This is a genomic window from Amycolatopsis rifamycinica (assembly GCF_000695625.1).
Taxonomy (GTDB): Bacteria; Actinomycetota; Actinomycetes; order Mycobacteriales; family Pseudonocardiaceae; genus Amycolatopsis; species Amycolatopsis rifamycinica.
Genome location: NZ_JMQI01000028.1, coordinates 261,403 through 283,674, shown reverse-complemented (window position 1 = coordinate 283,674; position 22,272 = coordinate 261,403). Strand labels below are relative to the sequence as shown.

Sequence of the window (22,272 nt, the reverse complement as noted above, 5' to 3'; positions counted from 1 at the left end):
CCGGAAAGGCCACGACCGATTCCCGGATGGTGGGAGCTTGACCCAGTTTGTGGACTTCCCCAGAACGCCTGTGGCATGATGCGACCGTGACCAACTTCGCCATCATTATCGACGAGCGCGCCGGACGATAGCTCCACAAGAGCCCCCGGCGCGCAACCTCTCGCACCCATGCGGGAGGTTTTTTTGTTGCCTCGGAAACGCTAGGAGAAGACCGTGACCCGCAAGGAGCCCGCCGATACCCCGCTCGGCGACGCCTTCCACCTCTACGACACCACCCTCCGCGACGGTGCGCAGCGGGAGGGCATCTCCTACTCCGTCCAGGACAAGCTCGCCGTCGCGCGGCTGCTGGACGAGCTGGGGGTCGGGTTCATCGAAGGGGGCTGGCCCGGGGCGCTCCCCAAGGACACCGAATTCTTCGCCCGCGCCGCGAAAGGCGAGCTCAAGCTGAAACACGCGGCGCTCGTCGCTTTCGGGGCCACCCGCAAGGCCGGCGCCACCGCCGACGCCGATCCGCAGGTCCGGGCCCTGCTCGACAGCGAAGCACCCGTCATCACCCTCGTCGCGAAATCCGATCTGCGGCACATCGAACGCGCTCTGCGCGTCGATGTCGACGAAGCCTGTGCGATGGTGAAAGACACCGTCGAATTCCTGACCAAGGAGGGCCGGCGCGTTTTCCTCGACGCCGAGCACTTCTTCGACGGTTACGCGTATTCCCCCGAAACTTCGCTCCGGGTCCTCGACGCCGCCGCCCACGCGGGTGCCGATGTCCTCGTGCTCTGTGACACCAACGGCGGCCAGCTGCCGCTCGGGCTGGCCGAGACCGTCCGGAGCGTCAAGGAAAAGACCGGGTTCCGGCTCGGGATCCACTGTCAGGACGACACTTCCTGCGCCGTGGCGAACTCCGTCGCCGCGGTGCAGGCCGGCGTGACGCACGTCCAGTGCACCGCCAACGGTTACGGGGAGCGGGCCGGCAACGCCGACCTCTTCGCCGTGACGGGAAACCTGGTGACCAAGCTCGGCCTCGACGTCCTCCCGACCGGAGGCGCCGCCGAGCTCACCCGGGTCTCCCATGCCCTTGCCGAAATCGCGAACCTCGCCCCCTACACCCACCAGGCCTACGTAGGGGCGTCGGCTTTTGCCCACAAGGCAGGACTGCACGCGAGCGCGATCAAGGTGGATCCGTTGCTGTACAACCACATCGATCCGTCTTCCGTCGGCAATGACATGCGGGTACTGGTCACCGAGATGGCCGGCAGGGCCAGCCTCGAGCTCAAGGGACGTGAGCTCGGGGTCGACCTTGCCGGCCGGCCCGAAGCGCTGACGAGCGCCATCACCAAGGTCAAGCGGCTCGAAGCCGAAGGCTGGTCCTTCGAGGCCGCCGACGCCTCCCTGGAGCTCCTGCTGCGCCAGGAGGCCGACGACCCGGCGGAGGCGCCGTTCGCGCTCGAGTCCTACCGGGTGGTGCTCGACCACCGCCCGGACGGGGAGGTCATGGCCGAGGCGACGGTCAAGGTGCACGTCGGCGGCCGGCGCGTCATCGCCACCGCCGAGGGCATCGGGCCGGTGCACGCCCTCGACGCCGCCCTGCGGGAGGCACTGTCGCCGCACCTGTCCTGGTTGGACAGTGTGGAGCTGGCCGACTACAAGGTGCGCATCCTCCAGGGCAACCCCGGCACCGACGCGGTGACGCGCGTGCTGGTCGAGAGCACCGACGGGGAACGCGAGTGGACCACGGTCGGCGTGCACGGCAACATCGTCGAGGCCAGCTGGCTGGCCCTGTGCGACGCGCTCGTGCACAAGAGCACCACCGTGGCCTAGAGCACGGGAGGGGCGCACGTAGACTGGCTACGTGCGCCTAGCCCGAATTGCTCATCCCGGTGGTGTCGCGTTCGCCTCGATCGAAGGCGACGGTGACGACGCCCAGGTCCTCGAAATCGCCGAACACCCCTTCGGCCAGCCGAACTTCACCGGAAAGCGGTGGCCGCTGGCCGACGTCCGGCTGCTCGCGCCGATCCTGCCGTCCAAGGTGATCGCCGTCGGCCGCAACTACGCCAAGCACGCGGCCGAGTTCGGCAACGACGTGCCCAGCGAGCCGATGCTGTTCATCAAGCCGTCGACGACGGTCATCGGGCCGAACGCGGCCATCCGGCGGCCGTCCGGCATCGGCCGCGTCGACTTCGAAGGCGAGCTGGCGATCGTCATCGGGCAGCCGGTGAAGAACGTGCCCGCCGCCCGCGCCGCGAGCGTCGTCCTCGGCTACACGATCGCCAACGACGTCAGCGCCCGTGACCTGCAGAAGTCCGACGGCCAGTGGGGCCGCGCCAAGGGCTTCGACACCTTCTGCCCGATCGGCCCGTGGATCGAGACGTCGGTCGACGCGTCCGACCTGTCGCTCCGGGCCGAGGTCGACGGCGAGCTCAAGCAGGACGGCCGCACGTCCGACCTCGTCCACAAGATCCCCGAGCTGGTCGAGTTCGTCTCCGGCGTCATGACGCTCCTGCCCGGCGACATCATCCTCACCGGCACCCCCGAAGGGGTCGGCCCGATCGAGGGCGGCCAGAGCGTCTCGATCACCATCGAGGGCATCGGCACCCTGACCAACCCGGTCGAAGACGTCTAACCCCGCGCCGCCGGCTCCATCGGCCGCCGGGCGAACGCCGGAGCGTGCTCCGGCCGCAGCCCCAGGCCGAGGAGCCGGGCCGGGAAGTACGACAGCCGCGGGAACCGCGCGAACAGCTTGATCATCGGCGCCGGCGGGCCGTTGCGCCTGCCCGCCATCACCGCGCGCATCACGGTCCGGTGCAGCAGTCGCTGCAGGCCCTGCACCAGCATCGTCGGCGCCAGCCGGCGCGCACGCACCTTCGCCAGGTCCGCCTCCGACGGGCGGCCCCGCAGCAGCGGCTCGGCCAGCAGCGTCGCCGCCGCGACCGCGTCCTGCACCGCCAGGTTGATCCCGACCCCGCCGATCGGCGACATCGCGTGCGCCGCGTCGCCGATGCAGAGCAGGCCGTCGACGTGCCACTTGCGCAGCAGGTTGAGCCGCACGTCGAGCATCTTGACGTCGTCCATCGACTCGAGCTCGTGCACGCGGTCGGCGAACTCGGGCAGGATCTGCGTGACGTTGTGGCGGAAGTCCTCGATGCCCTTCGCGCCCAGGTCGGCACCCTTCGGGCTGAGGTAGGCGATCTGGAAGAAGCCGGGGCGGGGGAGCGGCACGGCGAACCGGCGGTCCCGCATCTTCGGCAGCAGCATGGCGCCCTCCTCGCTCTCGCGGCGCGAGAGCCGGAACCACCAGACGTCGAACGGGCAGTCGTACTCCCGCGGCACCAGGCCGGCCTCCCGGCGGGCCAGCGACCACCGGCCGTCGGCGGCGATCACCAGGTCGGCGCGGATTTCGCCGGTCTCGCCCGCGCTCGTGCGGTAGGTGATGCCCGCGACCCGGCCGTGCTCGCGGACCAGGCCGGTGCACTCGGTCTCCATCCGCTGGACGAACGTCGGCTCCTTGCGGGCGCTTTCGGCGAGCAGGTCGAGGAAGTCCCACTGCGGCACCATCGCGATGTACGGGTGCGCCACCTTCAGCCGGGTGAAGTCGGCCAGCTTCATCATCTCGCCGTTTTCCTGCGGGAACCCGGCCGAGTGCAGCTCGCTGTGCGGCAGCGCGTGGAACTTCTCGCCGAGGCCCAGCTCGTCGAGCAGCGTCAGCGTCGACGGGTGGACCGTGTCCCCGCGGAAGTCCCGCAGGAAATCGGCGTGCTTCTCCAGCACCGTCACCTCGACGCCGGCCCGGGCCAGCAGCAGCCCCGTGACCATCCCGGCCGGCCCGCCACCGATGACGACGCAGGTCGTGCGCTCGGTCATCTCGACCATCTCCCTTATTCATCGCGTGTTGAATAACCTGAGGATGCACCCGTCCGGCATCCGCGTCAAGGGGTGCGACCGGAGATACGCTGATCGGGCGACGGTCACGTCGCCGCGAGCCGGTTGCCGAGTACCGTCCAAACGCGACAGTCGGTCGAAGGTGTTCCGGCTTCGCGTGGCTCCGGCGGCGGTATGGGGAGGTGCCCGTGTGGACGGAGCGGATTTCCAAGCGGGACAAGGGGTTTCGCCGAGGAATCGATTTCCTCGGCGGTGGAGCCGGCGTCGGCGGCCCGTGCGGCCGGATAACCGATCGGGGACGGTTCGCCAACTGGGAGTAGAGCCGGTGCGCCGGAACAGAGGAGCGGCAATCACCTCTTTGGCAGCGTCGCGAACGCGGCGGTTGCCCTAGCCTCACTGGGTGGATTTCGCCCTGGCACCCCGGACCCCTTCGCGAACCGCTTCGCCCGCCGCGGCGGCGTCCGAGCCCTGGGCGCCGCCCGAGCTCCGGCTGGTGTGCCTGGACATCGACGACACGCTCATCGACTGCACCGCCGCGATCCGCCGGAGCCTCCACATCCTCACCGGCCGGGGTGACCTGTGGCCGCTGTGGGACCTCATCACCGAAGAGCACGTCGCCCTCGTCGTCGCGGGCGAACTGGACTACGCGACGATGCACCAGCGGCGCACCGACTGCTTCCTCGCCGAGATCGGCATCCTCGCCGACGCCGAGCAGGTGAGCTCGTTCGAGCGGCGCCGCAGAGAGCTGCTCGACCACTCGTGGCAGCTGTTCGACGACGTCCTGGACTGCCTGGAGTGGCTGCGCGCCGCCGGGCTGATGCTGGCCGCGGTGACGAACGCCTCGGGTGGTCACCAGCGGAAGAAGATCGCCGACCTCGGCCTGGCGCCGTTCTTCGACCACGTCGCCATCGCCGGCGAGCTCGGGGTGGCCAAGCCCGACCCGGTGATGTTCCACACGGTGTGCCTGGGTCTGGGCTGCGCGCCGGCCCAGGCGGTCCACGTGGGCGACAAACTGGACACCGACGCGATCGGCGCCCGCGACGCGGGCCTGGGCGCGGTCTGGCTCGACCGTGACCGCATCGGCGAGCGCGCCCCCGAGGGCGTCCACACGGTGACCGGCCTCGCGGAGCTGCCTGAGCTGCTGGTTTCGGAGTACGCGACGATCGGCGTCCCGGCCCAGCGCCGCAGTGGCACCCCCGCGTTCACGGTCCGGAACGGCGTGCTCTAGTATTTCTCCTCGTGCGGTGCTGAACCGGCCAGCCGGAGCGGTACCTCACTGGGGTATGGTGTAATTGGCAGCACGACTGGTTCTGGTCCAGTTAGTCTAGGTTCGAGTCCTGGTACCCCAGCTGCGGAGAGTGACCCCCCTGCGAAGCGGGAAATCGCTTCTGGTAGGTTCTCTCCAGCAAGAAAAACCGAAAAGCCCCTGGGAAACCAGGGAAGATCCTAAGCCCCCGTCGTCTAGCGGCCTAGGACGCCGGCCTCTCACGCCGGTAGCGTGGGTTCGAATCCCATCGGGGGTACCAGCAGTGACCACCAAAGCTCGGCTGACCCAGGTCAGCCGAGCTTTTTGGTTTGGTAGCAGCAGCCGTCCCGCACCGCCTCACTGTGTGGGGCCGGTCAAGCGGCCGGCACGGTGCCGGGCTGGTCATGCACGTTGGCTACCGCGTTGCTCCGATCTGTGCCCGCCTGCGTGAGGAAGACCCACGTCCCGTAGACGCCCCACATGAGGCCGAGCAGCGAACTCGCGGCGTAGAAGCCCATTCCGTTGGTGGAGCCGAGGGTGGCGAACAGTCCGGCGGCGGCGATACCTGCCGTGAACGCGACGAGCGCGACGACGAGGACGGGCCGCGCATGCCGGGACGTGCCACGGCGGGCTGCGTAGTCGAGCACCGAGAGCAGACTTGCGCTTGCCGCCGCGGCGACCAGCAGCTCGACCCCGAGGGCCCAGGTCGGCTGCGGCAGGGTGACCAGCGACGCGGTGACTGTGGTGGTCAGGAACAGGGAGACGGTTTGCGCGGCGCGGTTGCGGTATTCCCGGGAGGTGGCGACGACGTCGAAGCGGAAGGCGACAACGATGAAGGTGAGGCCGGTGAGGCCGGCTGCGCTTCCGCCGACGGTCGCGGCGAACGTGGTCCACATGGCGGTTGCTCCTGTGCGATCCGTGCTGGGTGGAAGGTCCCGGTGCGATGAAGTGCGGTGGGCGGCGGCCGTCGCACCGCCGCCCACCTCGCGGAACTACCTCGTTTCGACCATGGCCATCGGGTCTTCACCGTTCTCCAGAGCATTCACCGCGTCCTTCCAGGACGGGTCGCCCGAGTAGAGCTGGCTGCGCAAGTAGGCCCACACGAGCGCCCGCAGAGTCGCCACGCGCTCGGGGTTCTCGTCGTCCGTCTCTGCCGCGTCATATCCGGATATGCCACCGAAGATGTGACCAGCGCCGTACATGGTCACCATGGTTTTGTTGCCGCCGGGGCTGGCCGAGTAGGCGTCGGCACGGTAGCTGAGCCGGTTGGAGAAGTGGGGGTTGAGGTCCTGATCGCCCACGATGATCAGGCCGGTGCCTGTCATCTGCTCGAAGTCGGTGTAATACAGCACCGGGTAGTTCGTCTTGGCCCACTCGGCGAAGTGCTCGTCGTTGCCGATGCCCGGAGCTCCGATGAGCACTCCCGCCTTGACACGAGAGTCGGAGAGGTCCTTCGGCCGGTCGTCCTCCGGGTCCAGCATCCGGGCTCCGAGGAGGAGGGAGACGGTGTTGCCGCCCATGGAGTGCCCTACGGCACCGACACGGTCCCGGTCGATCCGCCGTTCGGCAAGACCGGGTACGGCGGCCTCGATGTCGTCGAGGCGGTCGAGGATGTGGTGCATGTCGGTGGCGCGGTCACGCCAGAACAGGGGCGCGTCCTTGAGGTCGGTGTCGCGCAGACCGAGGGCCGTCGAGTCCAGGTGGGTCGGCTGGATGACCGCGAACCCGTGGGCGGCGAAGAAGTTCGCCAGCGGCCCGTACCCGTTGTAGGAGGACAGGAAGTTCGCCGGCCCGTGCCCGTGGGACAGGAGGATGAGCGGCAGGTCGGTGCCGGTCGCGGGGATCGACACCTTGACCGCCAGCGGCACGGGCCGTCCGGGAACGTCGAGGGTGACCGGGTGGTAGGCGAGGACGGGTTGCGACGCGTTGACCGGGATGTCGGCGGCGTCGCTGTACGGCTTGCTCATCGGAGCCCTTTCGAGATCGGTGTCGATACAGCGCCAGTCGTAACTGGCGGTAGGCATGGAATCGGCGGTCGTGGCCGCGAGCCTGATGGGACAGGGACGGCCGCCCGGCACCTGGGTCGGTGTGGACGGCGATCTCCGCGGCGGTGCACAGATCTCGTCAGGTATTCGTCCCGCGTCTACCCGGAACTGTAGGATCCCTCGAACAAGCCGAACTAGGGCGAAAGTGACATGGCTGAGTCCGCAACCGAGGGGCGTCGCAGAAGAGCACGGTTCGGAGTCGAGAGCCTGGTTGTGCGCGCTGCCGATGGTGACTTCCCGACCGCTGTGAACGGCGGGTACACCGTCAAGATCACGCACGGCGGCTCCGCACCCCCCTTTCAGTACCTCGGGCGAACCCAGAGCCCCCCTGTCCCCGGCGCGGTGACGGTGATCGAGCCCCATGAGGTCGTGAGCTGCCTCGAACAGGACAAAGCCGCCGCTGACGACCAGGCCATCGTGCAGCTGATGTTCCTCGACGCCGACCTCATGCCGGTCGGCACAGGCCGGCCGCGCTTTCACGGGGTGACCTATTCGGACCGCGGCCTCTTCGACGGCATCGCGGCGCTGCACAGGGATTTGGCGCACGGCGAGGACGAGCTGGATCTCGAGTCGTCGCTGATCCGCCTGCTGGACGTCCTGCTCACCCGGCATGCGGATGCTCTTGGCGCAGCGAGTCCGACACTTCGTCCTCGATCGCTTCGCCAAGTACGGGAGATGCTCCACAGTCAACTGAACTCCAACATCAAGCTCGACGACCTCGCGGCAGTCGCCGGTTGCAGCAAACGCCACTTGATCAGGAGCTTCCGGCAGGCTTACGGGGTTCCACCACACCACTACCGGACCCTGTTGCGCCTGGCGCGCGCCAAATCCATGCTGGCAGCGGGACGATCCGTGGCAGAGACCGCCGCCGAGCTTGGTTACTGTGACCAGAGCCAGCTCAACCGGCACTTCCGGCGGGAGTTCGGCGTGAGTGCAGGTGGCTATGCCAGGAGCGTGCGGTAGACCTGCGATGTCTTGGCTCGACTGCCAGCTTGCCGGGCTCATGGGAACGCTGACCGGTGGGCCGGGTCCGGTTCGCGCGCTTCCCTTGGCCGTCGAGGCGGACCGCGTCGCTCTCGTCGTCCGGCAGGAAGAGCTGGTGCCTGCCGCGCAACTCCGCTTCGATCTTCGCCGTGACCGGGTCACCGAGATGATACCGGCGGGGATGCGGTCATCACGAACGGCGCAGTGCGGCGAGCGATTCCGCCACCGCGTCCGCGTGGGGGGATTTCACCAGTTCGAAAAGCTCCCGGGCGGTGCGCAGCAACGTTCCGGCTTCGGTCGTCCGGCCGGCTGCCAGCGCCATCCGGCCCAGGCCCCACTGGGCGGTGGCCTGCTCGTGCACGCTGCCGCACCGCTCGCCGTGCGCCAGGGCGCGGCGCCAGGCCGGCTCGGCGTTCGCGTGGTCCTGCGCCCGCTCCCGTGCGGCGCCCAGTGCGTTGGCGGCCTGGGCGATGTCCAGGTCGTGCCCGCGTTCGAGGGCGAGATCCAGCGCTTCTTCGGCGCACCGGACGGCTTCGCCCACCTCGCCGAGGGCCAGGTGGGCGGTGGCCATGCTCCGCAGGGTGATGCCGCTGTTGCGGGTGAGGCCGGCGGCCGAGTAGTACTCCAGTGCCTGCCGCTGGTGCGCGAGCGCCTCCGCGAACCGGCCCTGTCTCGAAAACACCGCCGCGAGGTTGGCCAGGCAGTCGCTGACGCCGTGCCGGTCGCCCAAGGCGTCGAACAGCGCGCGGGCCGCTTGGTGCTGTTCCGCGGCCTCGGTCAGCCGCCGGGCTCCGGTCAGGCCCATGCCCAGGTTGTTGCGGGTGAGCGCCTCGGCCCGGCGGTCGCCCAGCCGCAGGCAGGCCGCCAGGGCGGCCGTGTGCGTCTCGAGCCACGCGTCGAGTTCCTTCGCCAGGTAGAAGTACCCGCGCAGGGTGAACGCGAGTTGCCAGCGGTGGACGTCCAGCGCGGGGTCGTCCACCTGGGTGAGGGCGACGAGAGCGGGCAGCTCCGCGCGCATCCACCGCGTGGCCGAGGAAGCGTCGTCGAGGCTTGGGCCCGTCGACCCGCCGGCCACCTGGAACCGCCCGGGCGTGATCAGCCGGTCCGCCGCCGAGGCGGTCGACAGGTAGTGGTCGAACAGCCTGCGCAGTGCTTCGCGGCCGTCCGCACGCGCTTCCGGCAGCGTGCCGGCGAAGGCCCGCACCAGGTCGTGGAAGCCGTAGCGGTCCGCGGCCGGCTGGACGAGGAGGTGGGCGTTGTAGAGCCGTTCGAGGAGCCGGTCGGCGTCCCGGGCCGCCAGCCCGCCGAGCGCACTCGCCGCCGCGACGTCGAAGCCCGCGCCGGGGTGCAGGGCGAGCAGGCCGAACAGCCGCGCTTCGGCGGGCTCGAGATCCCGTACGGACAGCCGGAACGTGGCCGCGAGGCTGCGTTCACCGTCGTCCAGTTCGCCGAGCAGGGCGGATTCGTCGGCGAGCCGGCGGTCGAGCTCACCGATGTCCCACGCGGGGTGGGCGCGCAGCCTCGCGGCCGCGATCCGGATGGCCAGCGGGATCCGGCCGCACCGCTCCACGACCCGGACGCCGTCCTCCCCGGCCGTATCCGCACCGATCAGGACGGCGAACAGTTCGACGGCGGCCGGCAGCGGCAGCACGTCGACCGGGACGTGCGTGGCCTCGTCGAGCGCGGTCAGCCGTGAGCGGCTGGTGACCAGGACCCGGCAGCCCGGCCCGCCGGGCAGGAGCGACCGGACCTGGGCCGCGCTGCCGGCGTTGTCGAGCACCAGCAGGATGCTGCGCTCACGCAGGTGCGCGCGGTACGCGGTGGCGCGGTCCTCCGGATCGGCCGGGATGCTCTCCGCCGGGACGCCGAGGCGCCGCAGCACCCGGTCGTGCACCGCCGACGGCGAGACGGCGGGCTCGCCGAGCCCGCGCAGGTCGACGAACAGGCACCCGTCGGCGAACTCCCCTTCGAGCCGGTGGGCACACCGGACGGCGAGGGCCGTCTTGCCGACACCGCCGAGCCCGGAGACGACGCAGATTTCGGCTTCGCCGCGGAGCGCTTCCCGGATGGCGCGCAGCTCCGCGGCCCGGCCCGTGAACAGAGTGGTCGCCGGAGGCAGCCCCGAGGGGGTGACATCGAGGGCCGTCCGGCGCCGCCGCGGGGACGGCTCGGCGGGCAGCAGCGCGGTCAGGACACCGGGTGCGTCCAGTTCGGTCTCGCACACTTCCGCGAGCGCCGCGTTCGGCGGCATCAGCTGGTTCTCGATCTTGCTGAGGTAGCTCTTGCTGTAGTGGACGCGGGCCGCGAGACCGGCCAAGGAGAGGCCGGCGGCCTGCCGCAGCCGTCGCAGTTCGCCGCCGAACGTCCCTTTTTCGTCCACGCCCATCCCCTCCCGCCCACGTCGAGTATCGCCGGTCCGCGCGGACCCGCACTGCGTCCGACGGGGTGGCCGAGGCGGTCAGGCGTCACGGTGTGTCAGCGGACGGCCGGTCGCGGTCTGGGTGGATGTCCGCCGGGGCGCTTCGTCCACAACAGACGGGGGTCCGGCCGCACCTTCGGGTTCGGCGAGGTCTACGCGACGACTGTCCGGGACGGGCTCATCATGCGCTCCCGCGGCTACCGGGGTCGCTGAGCCGGAGGCCGGTGACGCCCGGCTCGTCCGAGCGGCGCACCGGGCGTTCCCCGCGGCCGGACAGGGCGGTGAGGACGAAGTCGGCGACCGCCTCGGACGGCCGCGTACCCGGCAGAGCGGCGACGGCCCGCATCGACCCGGACGAGCCGTCCTCCTCGGTGAGCTCCCAGCCTTCGCCGGGCGTCCAGCGCAGCAGGTAGTCGCTCGGTTCGCGCTCGCCGGCCAAGCCCGCGAAGCGGATCTGCCCGCCCGCGAAGTCGCCGGTGTGGGAGCGCGTGTCCTCCGGCTGCAGCCCCAGTTCCGCGGCCACCGCACGCATCCGCGCGGCCGTGGACGGTTCGTCGTCGGTCATGGCCCGCCCTCCTCCTCGCAGCCGGTGACTACCCGGGCGCGTGGGGCGGGAAACCCGCGGAACCGCACGGGGGAACGGTTCCGCGGGCCGCCCGGCCGGGTTACGGCGTCCAGGGAGCGTTGACGGCCCAGCTCACGTCGTCGGCCCAGGAAGCCGGGGCGTCGAACGTGTTGGGCCCGCCGTTGCCGGCGATGTACACCGTGTTGTCGTAGTGGCGGATGAAGCGGTCGGGGTAGTTGTACGAAGCGAACGACGTGCCCTGGCCGTTCTTCCCCGCCTGCGGACAGAACGTCGCGTCGGCGCGGAAGGTCGCGCTGCCGTCCATCGGCTGACGCAGCAGCTGGTAGTTGTAGTGGCGCAGGAAGTCACCCGGGTAGTTGCGCGACTCGAACGACACGCACGACGGGTTCGCCAGGCCGCGGCGCACGATCCAGGAAGCGTCGCTCTTGTCCAGGGCCGAGCTGGCGGAGCTCACCACCGACGTGACGGCGTCGTCGAACTGGTGCCGGATGTACCGCGTGGTGCAGCACGCCGTCGTGGCGCGCAGGGAGATCGTCGAGCCGGGGTTCAGCGTGCCGCCGGCCACCGGGCTCGGCCCGCCGTAGCCGACCGAAACGACGTTGGCCTGCACGGCGTTGTCGGCCGCGTCGGTCGGCAGACCGCTGGTCATCACGCCTTCGAAGAACGACCCGATCGAGCCGTTGCTGTTGTCGCCGCCGGTGCCGAGGACGATCGAACCCTCCTGGTGCATCGGCGAGTACCCCGGCCGGCTCGGCTCCGGTCCCGAGTACCGGGTGGCGAGGCCGCCGGACTGGGCGTTGCCGTCCTTCGTGGCGAAAAAGTTCTGCCCGTTGTTCTTCAGCAACGCGGTCACGAACGGCGCGGTGTTGCCGGTGTAGCCGCTGTTCCCGCTCGGTCCGGCATCGGACTGGAACAGCCCGTTCTCCAGGTCGGCCTGCACCCACGGGCCCTGGCCGAAGCACGGCGAGAACCAGCACTCGGTGCCGAAGTTGATCGCGTCCATGTGGCCGTTGCCGGTGTCGGCGATGGTCACCTCGGCGTTGCCGTAGTCGAAGCAGCACCGGTCGTTGACGTGCGTCCCGGACGTCACCATGTACATGCCTTCGGCCTGGCCGTTCACGGCGACTCCCGAGGCCGAGGTGTGCCGGTAGCCCATGCGGCCGGAGAAGGAGGCGCCGTACACCGCGTGGCCGCCCGCCGTCACGGGCAGGGCGTCCGCGGGCACGCCGGAGTTCGCCGGTCCCGCCGTGCCCGCGGGTTCGACGAAGAGGTCGTTGTGGCGCGGTGACTGGTCGTAGATGACGTTGATGACGCAGGTGCTGCCGGCGCAGAAGGTGTCCTGCGTGGCCGCGTTGGCGTACCCGCCGGCGGCCAGCAGCCCGACGTTGGCGACGGCGCCGTCGGATGCCCGCTTCAGCTGGTACAGCAGACCGTTGTAGGACGCGTACAGCGCGCGGGTGGTGCTGCGCCGAACATGAAAAGCTCTCCGTTTCGAGGTGGGGACCGGGAAAAGCGCAGGGCGGAGCGATTCCGGATACCGGTGAGAAAAATGGACCGGGCCGCCGGAACGCGGGGTGAGGGCCGGGGGGCCGGGCCCGTGATCAGGAGCGGAGCGAACGCTCAGGGTGAACCGGCGACGATGAGCAGCATGAAAACCTCCCTGCGGCACTGCAGAGTGTTAACGCTAACATTGATGCTGGAATGAGCTTAGACGCTGAGTTCCGCGGTTGGCAACCGACGTCGTCGAATTCCCGATCGGCATTCCGCGCCGCATCCGGAAATCTCCGGCGAACCGGACGAACATGTCCACTGTGGACGCCGGCGGGGCTTGACACCCGTCGGTGGTCATTCATACATTCGATGTGTGTTTGTATGAATGACGGGAGTTGATCCGCATGCGGCTCGGCAAGACCGCCGTCGTCCTCGGAGGCAGTGCCGCCGGCCTGTGCGCGGCCGGAGCGCTCGCCCCGTACTTCGGTCGCGTGCTGGTGCTGGAACGCGACGAACTGCCCGACGGCGCCGAACACCGCCGCGGCGTGCCGCAGAGCAAGCACCCGCACTTCCTGCTGAACTCGGGGCGGCGCGCGATCGGCGCGCTGTTCCCCGGGTTCGAGGACGACCTCATCGCGGCCGGCGGGCTGCTGCTGATGCCGTCCATGGACGCCGCCTACCTCGACGGGGCGGGCTGGTCGGCCCGCAAACGCAGTGCCATGACGATGATCTACGGCTCGCGGATCCTCATCGAGCGCGTGCTGCGGGACAAGGTGCGCGAGCTGGCGAACGTCGTCGTCCGCGAGGGGGTCGCGGTGCGCGGCCTGACCACCGCCGACGGCGAGGTCACCGGCGTCCGCTTCACCGCCGACGGCGACGAGCACGTCGACGCCGACTTCGTGGTGGACGCCATGGGCCGCGGTTCCCCGGTCTCCGGCTGGCTCGCGGCGGCCGGCTGGCCCGAGCCGCCGGTGCGGACGCTCGACGCCAAGGTCACCTACATCTCGCGCTGGTACGACCTGCCCGCCGAACGTCCCGCGTCCTGGTGGTGGCGGCACCTGGTGATCATGCCGACGCCGGACAAGGGCGAACACCCCGCCGAGCACGAGTTCCTGGTCAACTTCTTCCCGATCGAGGGCAACCGCGTCATCGCCTGCATGGGGTCGTGGGGACTGGAGATGCCCAGCACCACCGACGCGTTCGCGGAAACCGCGCGCCGGGTGCGGACGCCGTTGTTCGCCGATGCCATGGACCGCTGCGAGCCCGTCTCGCCGGTCCACCTCACCCGCTCGACCGGCAACAAGTGGCGGCGCTACGACCGCTTGCGCACGCGGGCGCGGCGGCTGGTCTTCGTCGGCGACTCGATCTGCGCGTTCAACCCCTTCTACGCCCAGGGAATCAGTTCCGCGTCGGCTTCGGCCCTGCTGCTGCGCGAGCACCTTTCCCGCGCCGAGCGGCTCGACGCGAAGTTCTCCTCGCGCTTCTTCGCCGCGCAACGTGGGTTGCTTCGCGTGCCGTGGCGCCTGGCGATGGCGCGGGACCAGGGTTACGCGTGCGCGGTGGGCACCGAGCAGCTGCCCGAGTGGCGGCGGCGTCTCGTCGCGGCGGTGTCGGCCCCGGCGTTCAGCCTCGTCGTCGGCGCCGCCCGGGAGGACGAGGTGGTCGACGAACACTTCGCCAAGGTGTTCAACCTGGACGAATCGCTGGGGCGGATGCTGCGCAACCCGCGGGTGCTCGCGGGCCTGGTGCGCTACCGCGTCCGCGCGGCGCTGGGCCGGCACCGGGTCCCGTCCGGCTTCGACCCCCAGGCCGAGCCGCCGGCCACGGACTATTCGACGGCCACGGCGGCCGCGCGATGAGCACGGCGTGCGGGCCGGACGCCGAAGCCGTCACGCGCGACCTCGGTTTCGACTGCCACGACGTCTCGCCGGTGATGTCGGTCCGGCCGCCGTGGGCGCTCGCCCACTGGACGATGCCGCTGCTGGAGGTGCTGATCGTCGGCGGCGCGGTGTTCGCTCTGGCGCACGCACTCCGCCGCCACCGCGCGGGCGATCCGGTGAACCTGGCGCTGTGGTGGGCCTCGCTGGTCTACCTCTTCGTCACCGAGCCGCCGCTGTACTTCCCGGAGTGGTTCGGCCTCGACCGGCTGTACGGCTTCATCTTCGCCCACAACCGGTTCACCGTGCAGTTCATGGCGGACCGGTTGCCGCTCTACATCGTGGCGTTCTACCCGGTGATCAGCCAGCTCGCCTACGAGGTCGTGCGGTCGCTCGGGCTCTTCCGGCGCGGGGCGCTGCGGGGTTCGGCGGCCGTCGCCTTCGTCTGCCAGGTGTTCTACGAAGTCTTCGACCACCTCGGCCCGCAGCTGAAGTGGTGGGCCTGGAACCCCGGCAACGCGATCGTCAACCACCCGGCGCTGGCGTCGGTGCCGCTGAACAGCATGCTGCTGTTCGCTTCCGTCTCGATGGCCGCGCTGACCTACCTCGTCGTCCGCCTGACGGGTGGTCCTCCGCCACGCCGGCTGACGCCGCGCGTCCTGCTGGCCGGCGTCCTCACCCCGCCGGCCATGGCGATCGCCGGGATCCCGGCGGGTTTCGCCGGCGAGAACACCCCCGCCCGGGCCTGGGTCCTCGGCGTCGAACTGGGCCTGCTGTGGCTGGCCGGCGTCCGGATCGTCGTGGCGCACCTGCGATCCGGGGAGCCGCGCGAGCCCTTGCCGGCTTTCACGCGGTTCTACCCCGCGGCCTACCTGGGTGGGATGGCGGTCTTCTGGCTCGGGGCACTCCCGGCGTACCTGGCCGCGAAGGACGGCGTCACCGCGGACGGCGCTCCGATCGGCAGCGGCCTGTACGCGCTCGCCTGCTTCGCCGGGGCCGGCCTGCTGCTGGTCGCGCTGTACCGGAAGGACCGCGCCCCTGTCCCGGGCTGAGTGCCCACCTCGGGGAAGATGGGTGGCATGGGGCACCACGGATGGCAGGGCAACCCGCCCGGCACCGAAGACGCGGCACGCCGCCGGATCGTCGAAGCGGCGACGGCGTGCCTCGATCGCGCCGGCCTGGCCAAGACGAGCCTCTCCGACGTCGCCGCCGAGGCGGGTGTCACCCGGCAGACCGTTTACCGCTACTTCCCGGGCCTGAAGGACATCCTGCGCGCCGTCGCGCTGGCCGGCGTCGAAGAGTTCGCCGGGCGGATGGAGCGGCACCTGGCCACGTTCGGCACGGCCGCCGAAGCCGCGGTGGAGTCCGTGGTCTTCGCCGTCCGCACGCTGCCCGGGGAACCCCGCATGGGGCTGCTCCTGCAGGCGGGTGAAGCGGACTTCTTCACCGACGGCGTCGTTTCGCCGCTGGCGTTCTCCTTCGGCGCGCGGATCCTGCGCAACCTGCCGGTCGACTGGGCGGGCGCCGGGATCGCCACCGACGAGGAGCTGCAAGGCCTCGCCGAGGTGCTGATGCGGCTGTTCCTGTCGTTCCTGCAGTACCCGTCGACCCCGCCGCTCACCGACGACGAGCTGCGCGCTCTGGTCCGCCGCTGGATCGGACCGGCGCTGCGCGGGTGAGGCTTTCCGCGAAACGCGGCGTGAAAACGCACTGACAATTCCTGACAACGCGGGGTGTGACGCCACCCACGTCCGGCGCGGAATGCCGGCGGCGAGGGTTCAGCCCTCGCCGCCGACCGTGCCGTGATCTCTCCCCAGTGATCTCCCGGCCACCCGCGTTACTTCTTGGCGGCGGCGACCTTCTTGCGCGGCGCCCGCTTGCGCGCCGGCGCGGCGGGCGTCTCGGTCTCGTCGACCTGGGCCTGCTCGTAGGCGGCGATCACCTCGGAGGACAGCCGGCCCCGCTCGGAGACCTCGTAGCCGTTCGCGTTGGCCCAGGCGCGGATCTGCTGGTTGCGCTCGCGGTCGGTGGTGCTGGTCGTGGTCGACTGCCCGGTGGCGACGCGGACCTTGCGGCCGCCGATGCGCCGTCCGGCCGCGATGTAGCGGGCCAGTTCGTCGCGCAGGGCGCCGGCGTTCTGGTCCGAAAGGTCGATTTCGTAGGTGACGCCGTCGAGGCCGAACTGAACGGTCTGGGCGGCGGTGGTGCCGTCGATGTCGTCCAGGATCTCGACGAGGACTTTCTGGGCCACGTGAATGCTCCTCAGCTGGATGTGCGTGCGGGGAACGCGCGACGTGTGACAAGTTACACAATGGTCGGCGTTCTTCGGTGGAGTGTATCCACCCGGGGAGACGTACGGCAATTTCCTCGTCTTAGCCGGAACGGCGGCGGCCCGTGCCGGTCCGGATAGGACCGGGCCGCCGCCGTTCGCGGCTTTCGCCCGGCGGCGGCGAGGAGCGGCAATACCGGCGGAATGCGGCCGGGAATCTAGTTTCCGGACGGCGTGGTGCCCTGCTCGCCGTGGTGGTAGGGCGGATCGGTGGCGAGCGCCTCGTCGGCGGCCCCTTCGGCGGGATCGGCCAGGTGCGCCTCCTGGGCGGCTTCTTTGGCCTCTTTGATGAGCTGCCGGCTGTGGGCGAGGTCCGCTTCGGGCCGGTTTTCGTTCGCCGTCATCGCGACTCCTTGGGTCGGATTGAGTTCACCCCGTGGCTACCCGCGCAGCCCCGACGGCAACCGTCGGCGGCCCGCGGCGGGAAAAGGGGTGAAGGGCGTTCACCCCAACGTGTGGCGCCGGTGAATTCTTCGGGGGCCGGGGGAGGATCGGGTGAGCCGGTGACCGGGACCGGTTCCGGGAATCCGCGGCGGAATCGGCGTGGGCGGCGTTCAAGTCGCCGGAGGGGGCTCGGGGCCGGTCGTTGGTCCGGCGAGGCGGAATGCGCGTGGCGAGCCCGGGAGCGGGCTCTCAGGCGGGTGGGGGCGCTGTCGGCTTGGCGGCGGCCCGGGGATGGGTTCCGTGGCCGGCCCTCGGAACGTGGGAGTGCGGCGGGGTCTTCCTCGCCCGGCTGCCGGACTGCGGTGCGGGGAGGGCTTCTCTGGCCTGGTTGTGCCGGTCTGCGGGTGCCGGGAGGGGCTTCTCTGGCCTGGTTGCCGGTCTGCGAGTGCGGGGAGGGCTTCTCTGGCCTGGCTGCAGGTCTGCGAGTGCGGCGGGGTCCTCCTCGCCCGGCTGCCGGACTGCGGGTGCTGGGAGGGGCTTCCCTGGCCCGGTGGCCGGGATGTCAGGTGTCCGGTGGGGTCTTCCCGGCCCGGCTGCCGAAACCCGCGAGCCAGGCGGATGAGTTCCCCCGCCCTGGCCGCCGGAACCGCCGTGGCCCGCTCGAGGCCGCCTGAAGCTCACCGCCGACTCCACCGGCCCGATCCCCGCCTGGCCGGCCACGACCTACCTGCCCCCCAAACGCCGGAAGGGCCCCGCACCAGGCAGGTGCGGGGCCCTTCCGAGGGTCGCCGGTGTTACTTCTTCTTGGCGGCCGAGGTGCGCTTGGCCGGGGCCTTGGCGGCGGCCGGCTTCTTGGCCGCGGCGGTCTTCGTCGCGGCAGCCGGCTTGGCGGCGGCGGTCTTGGCGCGCGTGGTGGTCGCCTTCGCCGTGGTGGCCTTGGCCGCCGTCGTCTTCGACGCGGTGGTCTTCGGGGCCGCCTTGGTGGCGGTGGTGGCCTTGGTGGCCGGCTTCGCCGCGGTGGCGCGGGTCCGCGTGGTCGTCGAGCGCGTGGTGGCCGGCTTGGCCGCCGCGGCGCGGGTGGTGCGGGTCGTCGTCGCCTTGGCCGGCGCGGCGGCCGCGGCGGTCTTGGTGGCGGTCGCCCGCGTGCTGGTGGTGGCCGCGGAGGCACGCTTGACCGGGGTCGCCTTGGGCAGCTTCTTGGTGCCGGAGATGACGTCCTTGAACGTGGTGCCGGCGCGGAAGGCGGGCACGTTGGTCTTCTTGACCTTCACGGCCTCACCGGTGCGCGGGTTGCGGGCGGTGCGAGCGGCGCGGGCGCGCTTCTCGAACACCCCGAAGCCGGTGATGTTGACCTTTTCGCCCTTGTTGACCGTCCGGATGATGATGTCCACCAGACCGTCAACGGCCTGCGAAGCCACCTTCTTGTCGCCCAGACGCTCCGACAGCGCCTCGATCAGCTGGGCCTTGTTCGTCATTCCAGTCCTCCATAGTGGAACTACTAGTCACGGCCCATCTCGGCCGACACTGCACACGGTATTACCAATACCGCACAAAATCCAACCGGGGGTCGAAATATTTCCTTGTGCCGGGGCGGGTTCCGGCCCCCGGCGGCCCACCGCCGGACGCCGCCCGGCGCGCGGGCCGGACCCCCGTCACGCCTCTGAACAGGCAAAATGCGGTACCGACGCCGTCCACAGTGGTCGTCCATAAAGGACCCGAGGCCCTTCCGGAGAACTTTTCCCGCGACACGCCGGAGCGGGGTGTCGCGGCGTGTGTCCGAGCCCACCCCGGCCCGATCCCGCGCAGCGGCGGGGGATCGCGGGCCCCTCCCGGCACCGCTTCGCCGTGGCGGCAGGCGGAAGCGGAGCCCGTAACGCCGCGCCCGCCCGGCGCGACCCCACCGGCACGGTGTTGCGGCGCAAGCGGAACGTCCGCGGCGGGCGCGAAAGGTCCTCCCCGAAGGGTGAGCTCACTCGTTCGGCGCAGTCGTGGCCTGCGGCGACGCCGTCGGCGGCAACGCCGTGTTGGGCGCGGGACTGTCGTACCGGCGGGCTAGTCTGCCGCGGGAGGAAGCCCCGGGCGGACAGGGAGAACCGTGGACCAGGAGACGCTCACCACCGTGGTCGGCCGGGTGGCCGGCACCGAGGACTCGACGCCGCTGCAGTTCTGCGTGGCCATCGATCCCGGCGCCTACCTGCAGCTCGACGACGTCGTCGTCACGCGCCGGGAACTGCCCGGGCTCGGCGAAGTCACCTCCTACGGCGTCGTCACGCAGGTGACCGCGCGGCACGAGGGCGCCAGCTTCGGCAGCGACGTCTTCCTGATCTCCGACGGGGTCCTGCCCGCCCAGGTGCAGGAGATCGCCGAGATCGCCACCACCCGCGTCGAGCCCGAGTGCTACGTGCCGCCGAGGCCGGGCAGCCGGGTCGAGCGGGCCGTGGGAGAGGATCGCGCGCAGGCGCTGTACTTCGACAACATGACCCGCCAGGTGGCGGTCGGCCTGGGGCGGGACGGCGAACCCGTCTACCTCAACATGGACTTCCTCGACGGCACCCGCGGCGCGCACGTCAGCATCAGCGGTGTCTCCGGCGTGGCCACCAAGACGTCGTTCGCGTTGTTCCTGCTGCACTCGATCTTCCGCGGCGGCGCCCTGCCCAACGCCCACAACGCCAAGGCCCTCGTCTTCTCCGTCAAGGGCGAGGACCTGCTGTTCCTCGACACCCCGAACGTCCACCTCGACGAAAAGCTCAAGGCCGAGTACGCCCGGCTGGGCCTGCCCGCCGAGCCCTTCGCGTCCGTCGGCTTCTACGCGCCGCCCACGCCGTCGGACACCACGGGGAAGCCTTACGTGACCGGGCGGACCTCGGGCGTCGGCGCGTTCTGGTGGACCATCGCGGAGTTCTGCGCCAAGGACCTGCTGCCCTACGTCTTCGCCGACGCCGAGGACGAGCGCAACCAGTACACGATGGTCATCCACCAGGTCGCGAACCGCCTGCGCCTCGACAGCACCCCGGCGGGCAAGGACGGCGCCGCGAACGTCGACGGCGTCCTGTGCCGCACCTACGCCGAGCTCATCGACGTCATCTGCGAGCGCGTCACCGACGAGGAAACCCGCGCGAGCTGGGCGGGTGCGGTCACCGGCGCGGGCACGGTCAACGCCTTCATCCGCCGCCTACGCTCGAGCCAGCGCGCCCTCTCCGGCCTGATCCGCGGCGACCTCGCCGACCACCCGGCCCGCCAGTTGTCCACGGAGAACCAGCAGGTGACCGTCGTGGACATCCACAACCTCGTCGAGCGCGCGCAGCGGTTCGTCGTCGGCGTGACGCTCGCCGCGGAGACCGCGCGCAAGGAGGCGGCCGGCCCCGGCGGGCTGTTGTTCACCATGCTGGACGAGCTCAACAAGTACGCGCCGCGGGAAGGCAGCAGCCCGATCAAGGAGGTGCTGCTGGACATCGCCGAACGCGGCCGCTCCCTCGGCGTCATCCTGATCGGCGCGCAGCAGACGGCGAGCGAGGTCGAGCGCCGGATCGTCAGCAACAGCTCGGTCCGCATCGTCGGGCGCCTCGACGCCGCCGAGGCATCGCGGCCCGAGTACGGCTTCCTCCCGGCCAGCCAGCGGGTCCGCGCGACCCTGGCCACGCCGGGCACGATGTTCGTGAGCCAGCCGGAGATCCCGGTGCCGATCGCCGTCGGCTTCCCGTTCCCCGCCTGGGCCACGCGGCTTTCCGAGGCCGGGACGATCCCGACGACGACAGCCACGTCGAAGAAGAGCGATCCCTTCGCCGGCCTCCCTTCGCGCGGCAGTGACCCCTTCGGCGACGACCCGCCGCCGTTCTGAGCCCACCGCCCACCACCCGAACGGAAGGACGAAGTGTGAAGTTCCTGCACACCTCCGACTGGCACGTCGGCAAGACGCTCAAGGGGCGCAACCGCCTCGACGAGCAGCGGGCCGTGCTCGGCGAGATCGTCCGGATCGCGCGGGACGAGCGGTTCGACGCGATCCTCGTCGCGGGTGACCTCTACGAGACGTCGGCGCCGTCGGCGGCCGCGCAGGAACTCGTGGTGCGGGCGCTGATGGCGCTGCGCGAAACCGGTGCCGAGGTGATCGCCATCGCCGGGAACCACGACCACGCCGCGACGTTCGAGGCGTACCGGCCGCTGCTGCGGGCCGCGGGCATCCAGCTCACCGGCGATCCCCGCCCGGTCCACGACGGCGGCGTCGTCTCGTTCGACGCGCGTTCGACGGGCGAACGCGTCAACGTCGCCGTGCTGCCCTTCCTTTCCCAGCGCTACGCGGTCCGCGCCGCGGAGCTGCTCGCCGGCACCCCGGCGGACAACGTCGGCCAGTACGACCAGCGCGTGCGCGACATCCTGGAGCACCTCAAGACGGGGTTCACCCCCGGCGCGGTCAACCTCGTCATGGCGCACCTGACGGTGACCGGCGGGACGATGGGCGGCGGGGAACGCGCGGCGCAGTCCATCTTCGAGTACCACGTGCCCGCCACGGCGTTCGGCGCCGACCCGCACTACGTGGCGCTGGGCCACCTGCACCGGCGCCAGTCGCTGCCCGCCGCGTGCCCGGTGCACTACAGCGGTTCGCCGTTCGCCGTCGACTTCGGCGAGCAGGACAACACCAGCGTGGTGCTGTCGGTGGAGGTGAGTCCCACCACGCCGGCGAAGATCACCGACATCCCGTTGACGGCGGGGCGGAAGCTGCGGACGGTCCACGGCACAGTGGCGGAGCTGACCGGCCGCGCCGAAGAGTTCGGCGACGACTACCTCCGCGTGTACATCCGCGAAGCGACCAGGGCGGGGCTGCGCGAGGAGATCCAGGAAGCGCTGCCGAACGCCCTGGAGATCCGCATCGACCCGGAGTTCGCCGCGCCGGTGACGACCTCGGGCGGCGACCGCGCGGTCGCGGACCGTTCGCCGGGGGAGCTGTTCGCGGCCTACTGCGCGGAACGCACGGTCGAGGACAAGCGCGTGCAGGCGCTCTTCGCGCGGCTGCACGACGAAGAGACGAGCGGGGTGTGAC

Annotated in this window: 18 protein-coding genes and 2 tRNA genes; 11 read left to right on the top strand and 9 right to left on the bottom strand. The window is 70.7% G+C overall.

Features of this window, described 5'->3' with window-relative positions; translation table 11 throughout:
* Nucleotides 1-213: 213 nt before the first annotated feature.
* Complete coding sequence (gene cimA / locus DV20_RS15765; protein WP_043780760.1) at nt 214-1,818, top strand: citramalate synthase; 1,605 nt, start codon at nt 214-216, stop codon at nt 1,816-1,818.
* A 31-nt stretch (nt 1,819-1,849) separates the two neighbouring features.
* The gene (locus DV20_RS15760) at nt 1,850-2,620 is read left to right on the top strand and encodes a fumarylacetoacetate hydrolase family protein (protein WP_043780758.1); all 771 of its coding nucleotides are present in this window, start codon (nt 1,850-1,852) and stop codon (nt 2,618-2,620) included.
* On the opposite strand, the gene DV20_RS15755 is transcribed toward DV20_RS15760, so the two are convergent.
* Nucleotides 2,617-3,858 carry an FAD-dependent oxidoreductase gene (locus DV20_RS15755; RefSeq protein ID WP_043781006.1) on the bottom strand — a complete coding sequence of 414 codons (1,242 nt, stop codon included), beginning with the start codon at nt 3,856-3,858 and terminating at the stop codon, nt 2,617-2,619. The genes DV20_RS15760 and DV20_RS15755 overlap by 4 nt on opposite strands.
* Nucleotides 3,859-4,369: 511 nt before the next feature.
* On the opposite strand from DV20_RS15755, the gene DV20_RS15750 reads away from it, so the two are divergent.
* From DV20_RS15750 to DV20_RS15740, 3 genes are all read left to right on the top strand, one after another.
* A complete protein-coding gene (locus DV20_RS15750; RefSeq protein WP_043781005.1) occupies nt 4,370-5,104 on the top strand; it encodes an HAD family hydrolase in 735 nt (244 codons plus the stop codon).
* A gap of 49 nt (nt 5,105-5,153) precedes the next feature.
* Nucleotides 5,154-5,225, top strand: a tRNA-Gln gene (locus tag DV20_RS15745).
* 101 nt (nt 5,226-5,326) lie between these two features.
* Nucleotides 5,327-5,402: transfer RNA gene (locus DV20_RS15740), tRNA-Glu, on the top strand.
* Between the two features lie 94 nt (nt 5,403-5,496).
* On the opposite strand, the gene DV20_RS43115 is transcribed toward DV20_RS15740, so the two are convergent.
* Complete coding sequence (locus tag DV20_RS43115; protein WP_051736015.1) at nt 5,497-6,018, bottom strand: hypothetical protein; 522 nt, start codon at nt 6,016-6,018, stop codon at nt 5,497-5,499.
* 96 nt (nt 6,019-6,114) lie between these two features.
* On the bottom strand, nt 6,115-7,089 hold the full coding sequence (locus tag DV20_RS15730) for an alpha/beta hydrolase family protein (protein ID WP_043780757.1): 975 nt from the start codon (nt 7,087-7,089) through the stop codon (nt 6,115-6,117).
* 228 nt (nt 7,090-7,317) lie between these two features.
* Between DV20_RS15730 and DV20_RS15725 the strand changes: the two genes are divergently transcribed.
* Nucleotides 7,318-8,130, top strand: a complete 813-nt coding sequence (locus tag DV20_RS15725; protein WP_200876435.1) for a helix-turn-helix domain-containing protein — start codon at nt 7,318-7,320, stop codon at nt 8,128-8,130.
* 211 nt (nt 8,131-8,341) lie between these two features.
* On the opposite strand, the gene DV20_RS15720 is transcribed toward DV20_RS15725, so the two are convergent.
* The 3 genes from DV20_RS15720 to DV20_RS15710 form a co-directional block, all read right to left on the bottom strand.
* A complete protein-coding gene (locus DV20_RS15720) occupies nt 8,342-10,531 on the bottom strand; it encodes a helix-turn-helix domain-containing protein (protein WP_160169732.1) in 2,190 nt (729 codons plus the stop codon).
* A gap of 220 nt (nt 10,532-10,751) precedes the next feature.
* Entirely contained in the window at nt 10,752-11,135 is a 384-nt protein-coding gene (locus tag DV20_RS15715) for a DUF6292 family protein (protein ID WP_051736013.1), read from the bottom strand.
* A gap of 100 nt (nt 11,136-11,235) precedes the next feature.
* On the bottom strand, nt 11,236-12,825 hold the full coding sequence (locus DV20_RS15710; RefSeq protein ID WP_235190852.1) for an alpha-L-arabinofuranosidase B: 1,590 nt from the start codon (nt 12,823-12,825) through the stop codon (nt 11,236-11,238).
* Between the two features lie 226 nt (nt 12,826-13,051).
* On the opposite strand from DV20_RS15710, the gene DV20_RS15705 reads away from it, so the two are divergent.
* The 3 genes from DV20_RS15705 to DV20_RS15695 are packed head-to-tail and all read left to right on the top strand — an operon-like array spanning nt 13,052 to nt 16,203.
* On the top strand, nt 13,052-14,506 hold the full coding sequence (locus DV20_RS15705) for an NAD(P)/FAD-dependent oxidoreductase (RefSeq protein WP_043780755.1): 1,455 nt from the start codon (nt 13,052-13,054) through the stop codon (nt 14,504-14,506).
* Complete coding sequence (locus DV20_RS15700) at nt 14,503-15,576, top strand: hypothetical protein (protein ID WP_043780753.1); 1,074 nt, start codon at nt 14,503-14,505, stop codon at nt 15,574-15,576. The genes DV20_RS15705 and DV20_RS15700 overlap by 4 nt, the downstream gene beginning before the upstream one ends.
* A 27-nt stretch (nt 15,577-15,603) precedes the next feature.
* Nucleotides 15,604-16,203 carry a TetR/AcrR family transcriptional regulator gene (locus DV20_RS15695; RefSeq protein WP_043780751.1) on the top strand — a complete coding sequence of 200 codons (600 nt, stop codon included), beginning with the start codon at nt 15,604-15,606 and terminating at the stop codon, nt 16,201-16,203.
* A 158-nt stretch (nt 16,204-16,361) separates the two neighbouring features.
* Here DV20_RS15695 and DV20_RS15690 read toward each other — a convergent pair whose 3' ends face one another.
* From DV20_RS15690 to DV20_RS15680, 3 genes are all read right to left on the bottom strand, one after another.
* Nucleotides 16,362-16,775, bottom strand: a complete 414-nt coding sequence (locus DV20_RS15690) for a histone-like nucleoid-structuring protein Lsr2 (RefSeq protein ID WP_043780749.1) — start codon at nt 16,773-16,775, stop codon at nt 16,362-16,364.
* A 236-nt stretch (nt 16,776-17,011) separates the two neighbouring features.
* Nucleotides 17,012-17,197, bottom strand: coding sequence for a hypothetical protein (locus tag DV20_RS15685; RefSeq protein ID WP_043780747.1), 186 nt, complete (start codon nt 17,195-17,197; stop codon nt 17,012-17,014).
* Between the two features lie 834 nt (nt 17,198-18,031).
* A complete protein-coding gene (locus DV20_RS15680; protein ID WP_043780745.1) occupies nt 18,032-18,712 on the bottom strand; it encodes an HU family DNA-binding protein in 681 nt (226 codons plus the stop codon).
* A 620-nt stretch (nt 18,713-19,332) separates the two neighbouring features.
* Between DV20_RS15680 and DV20_RS15675 the strand changes: the two genes are divergently transcribed.
* Both DV20_RS15675 and DV20_RS15670 read left to right on the top strand, forming a co-directional pair.
* The gene (locus DV20_RS15675) at nt 19,333-21,075 is read left to right on the top strand and encodes an ATP-binding protein (protein WP_043780744.1); all 1,743 of its coding nucleotides are present in this window, start codon (nt 19,333-19,335) and stop codon (nt 21,073-21,075) included.
* 35 nt (nt 21,076-21,110) lie between these two features.
* A complete protein-coding gene (locus tag DV20_RS15670; protein WP_043780742.1) occupies nt 21,111-22,271 on the top strand; it encodes an exonuclease SbcCD subunit D in 1,161 nt (386 codons plus the stop codon).
* Nucleotide 22,272 lies beyond the last annotated feature (1 nt).

Bases quoted from the DNA above. Each gene is read 5' to 3' on its own strand.
- DV20_RS43115 (WP_051736015.1), bottom strand. From the start codon at position 6,018: ATGTGGACCACGTTCGCCGCGACCGTCGGCGGAAGCGCAGCCGGCCTC.
- DV20_RS15715 (WP_051736013.1), bottom strand. From the start codon at position 11,135: ATGACCGACGACGAACCGTCCACGGCCGCGCGGATGCGTGCGGTGGCC.
- DV20_RS15725 (WP_200876435.1), top strand. From the start codon at position 7,318: ATGGCTGAGTCCGCAACCGAGGGGCGTCGCAGAAGAGCACGGTTCGGA.
- DV20_RS15700 (WP_043780753.1), top strand. From the start codon at position 14,503: ATGAGCACGGCGTGCGGGCCGGACGCCGAAGCCGTCACGCGCGACCTC.
- DV20_RS15705 (WP_043780755.1), top strand. From the start codon at position 13,052: ATGCGGCTCGGCAAGACCGCCGTCGTCCTCGGAGGCAGTGCCGCCGGC.
- DV20_RS15695 (WP_043780751.1), top strand. From the start codon at position 15,604: ATGGGGCACCACGGATGGCAGGGCAACCCGCCCGGCACCGAAGACGCG.
- DV20_RS15680 (WP_043780745.1), bottom strand. From the start codon at position 18,712: ATGACGAACAAGGCCCAGCTGATCGAGGCGCTGTCGGAGCGTCTGGGC.
- DV20_RS15755 (WP_043781006.1), bottom strand. From the start codon at position 3,858: ATGACCGAGCGCACGACCTGCGTCGTCATCGGTGGCGGGCCGGCCGGG.
- DV20_RS15730 (WP_043780757.1), bottom strand. From the start codon at position 7,089: ATGAGCAAGCCGTACAGCGACGCCGCCGACATCCCGGTCAACGCGTCG.
- DV20_RS15685 (WP_043780747.1), bottom strand. From the start codon at position 17,197: ATGACGGCGAACGAAAACCGGCCCGAAGCGGACCTCGCCCACAGCCGG.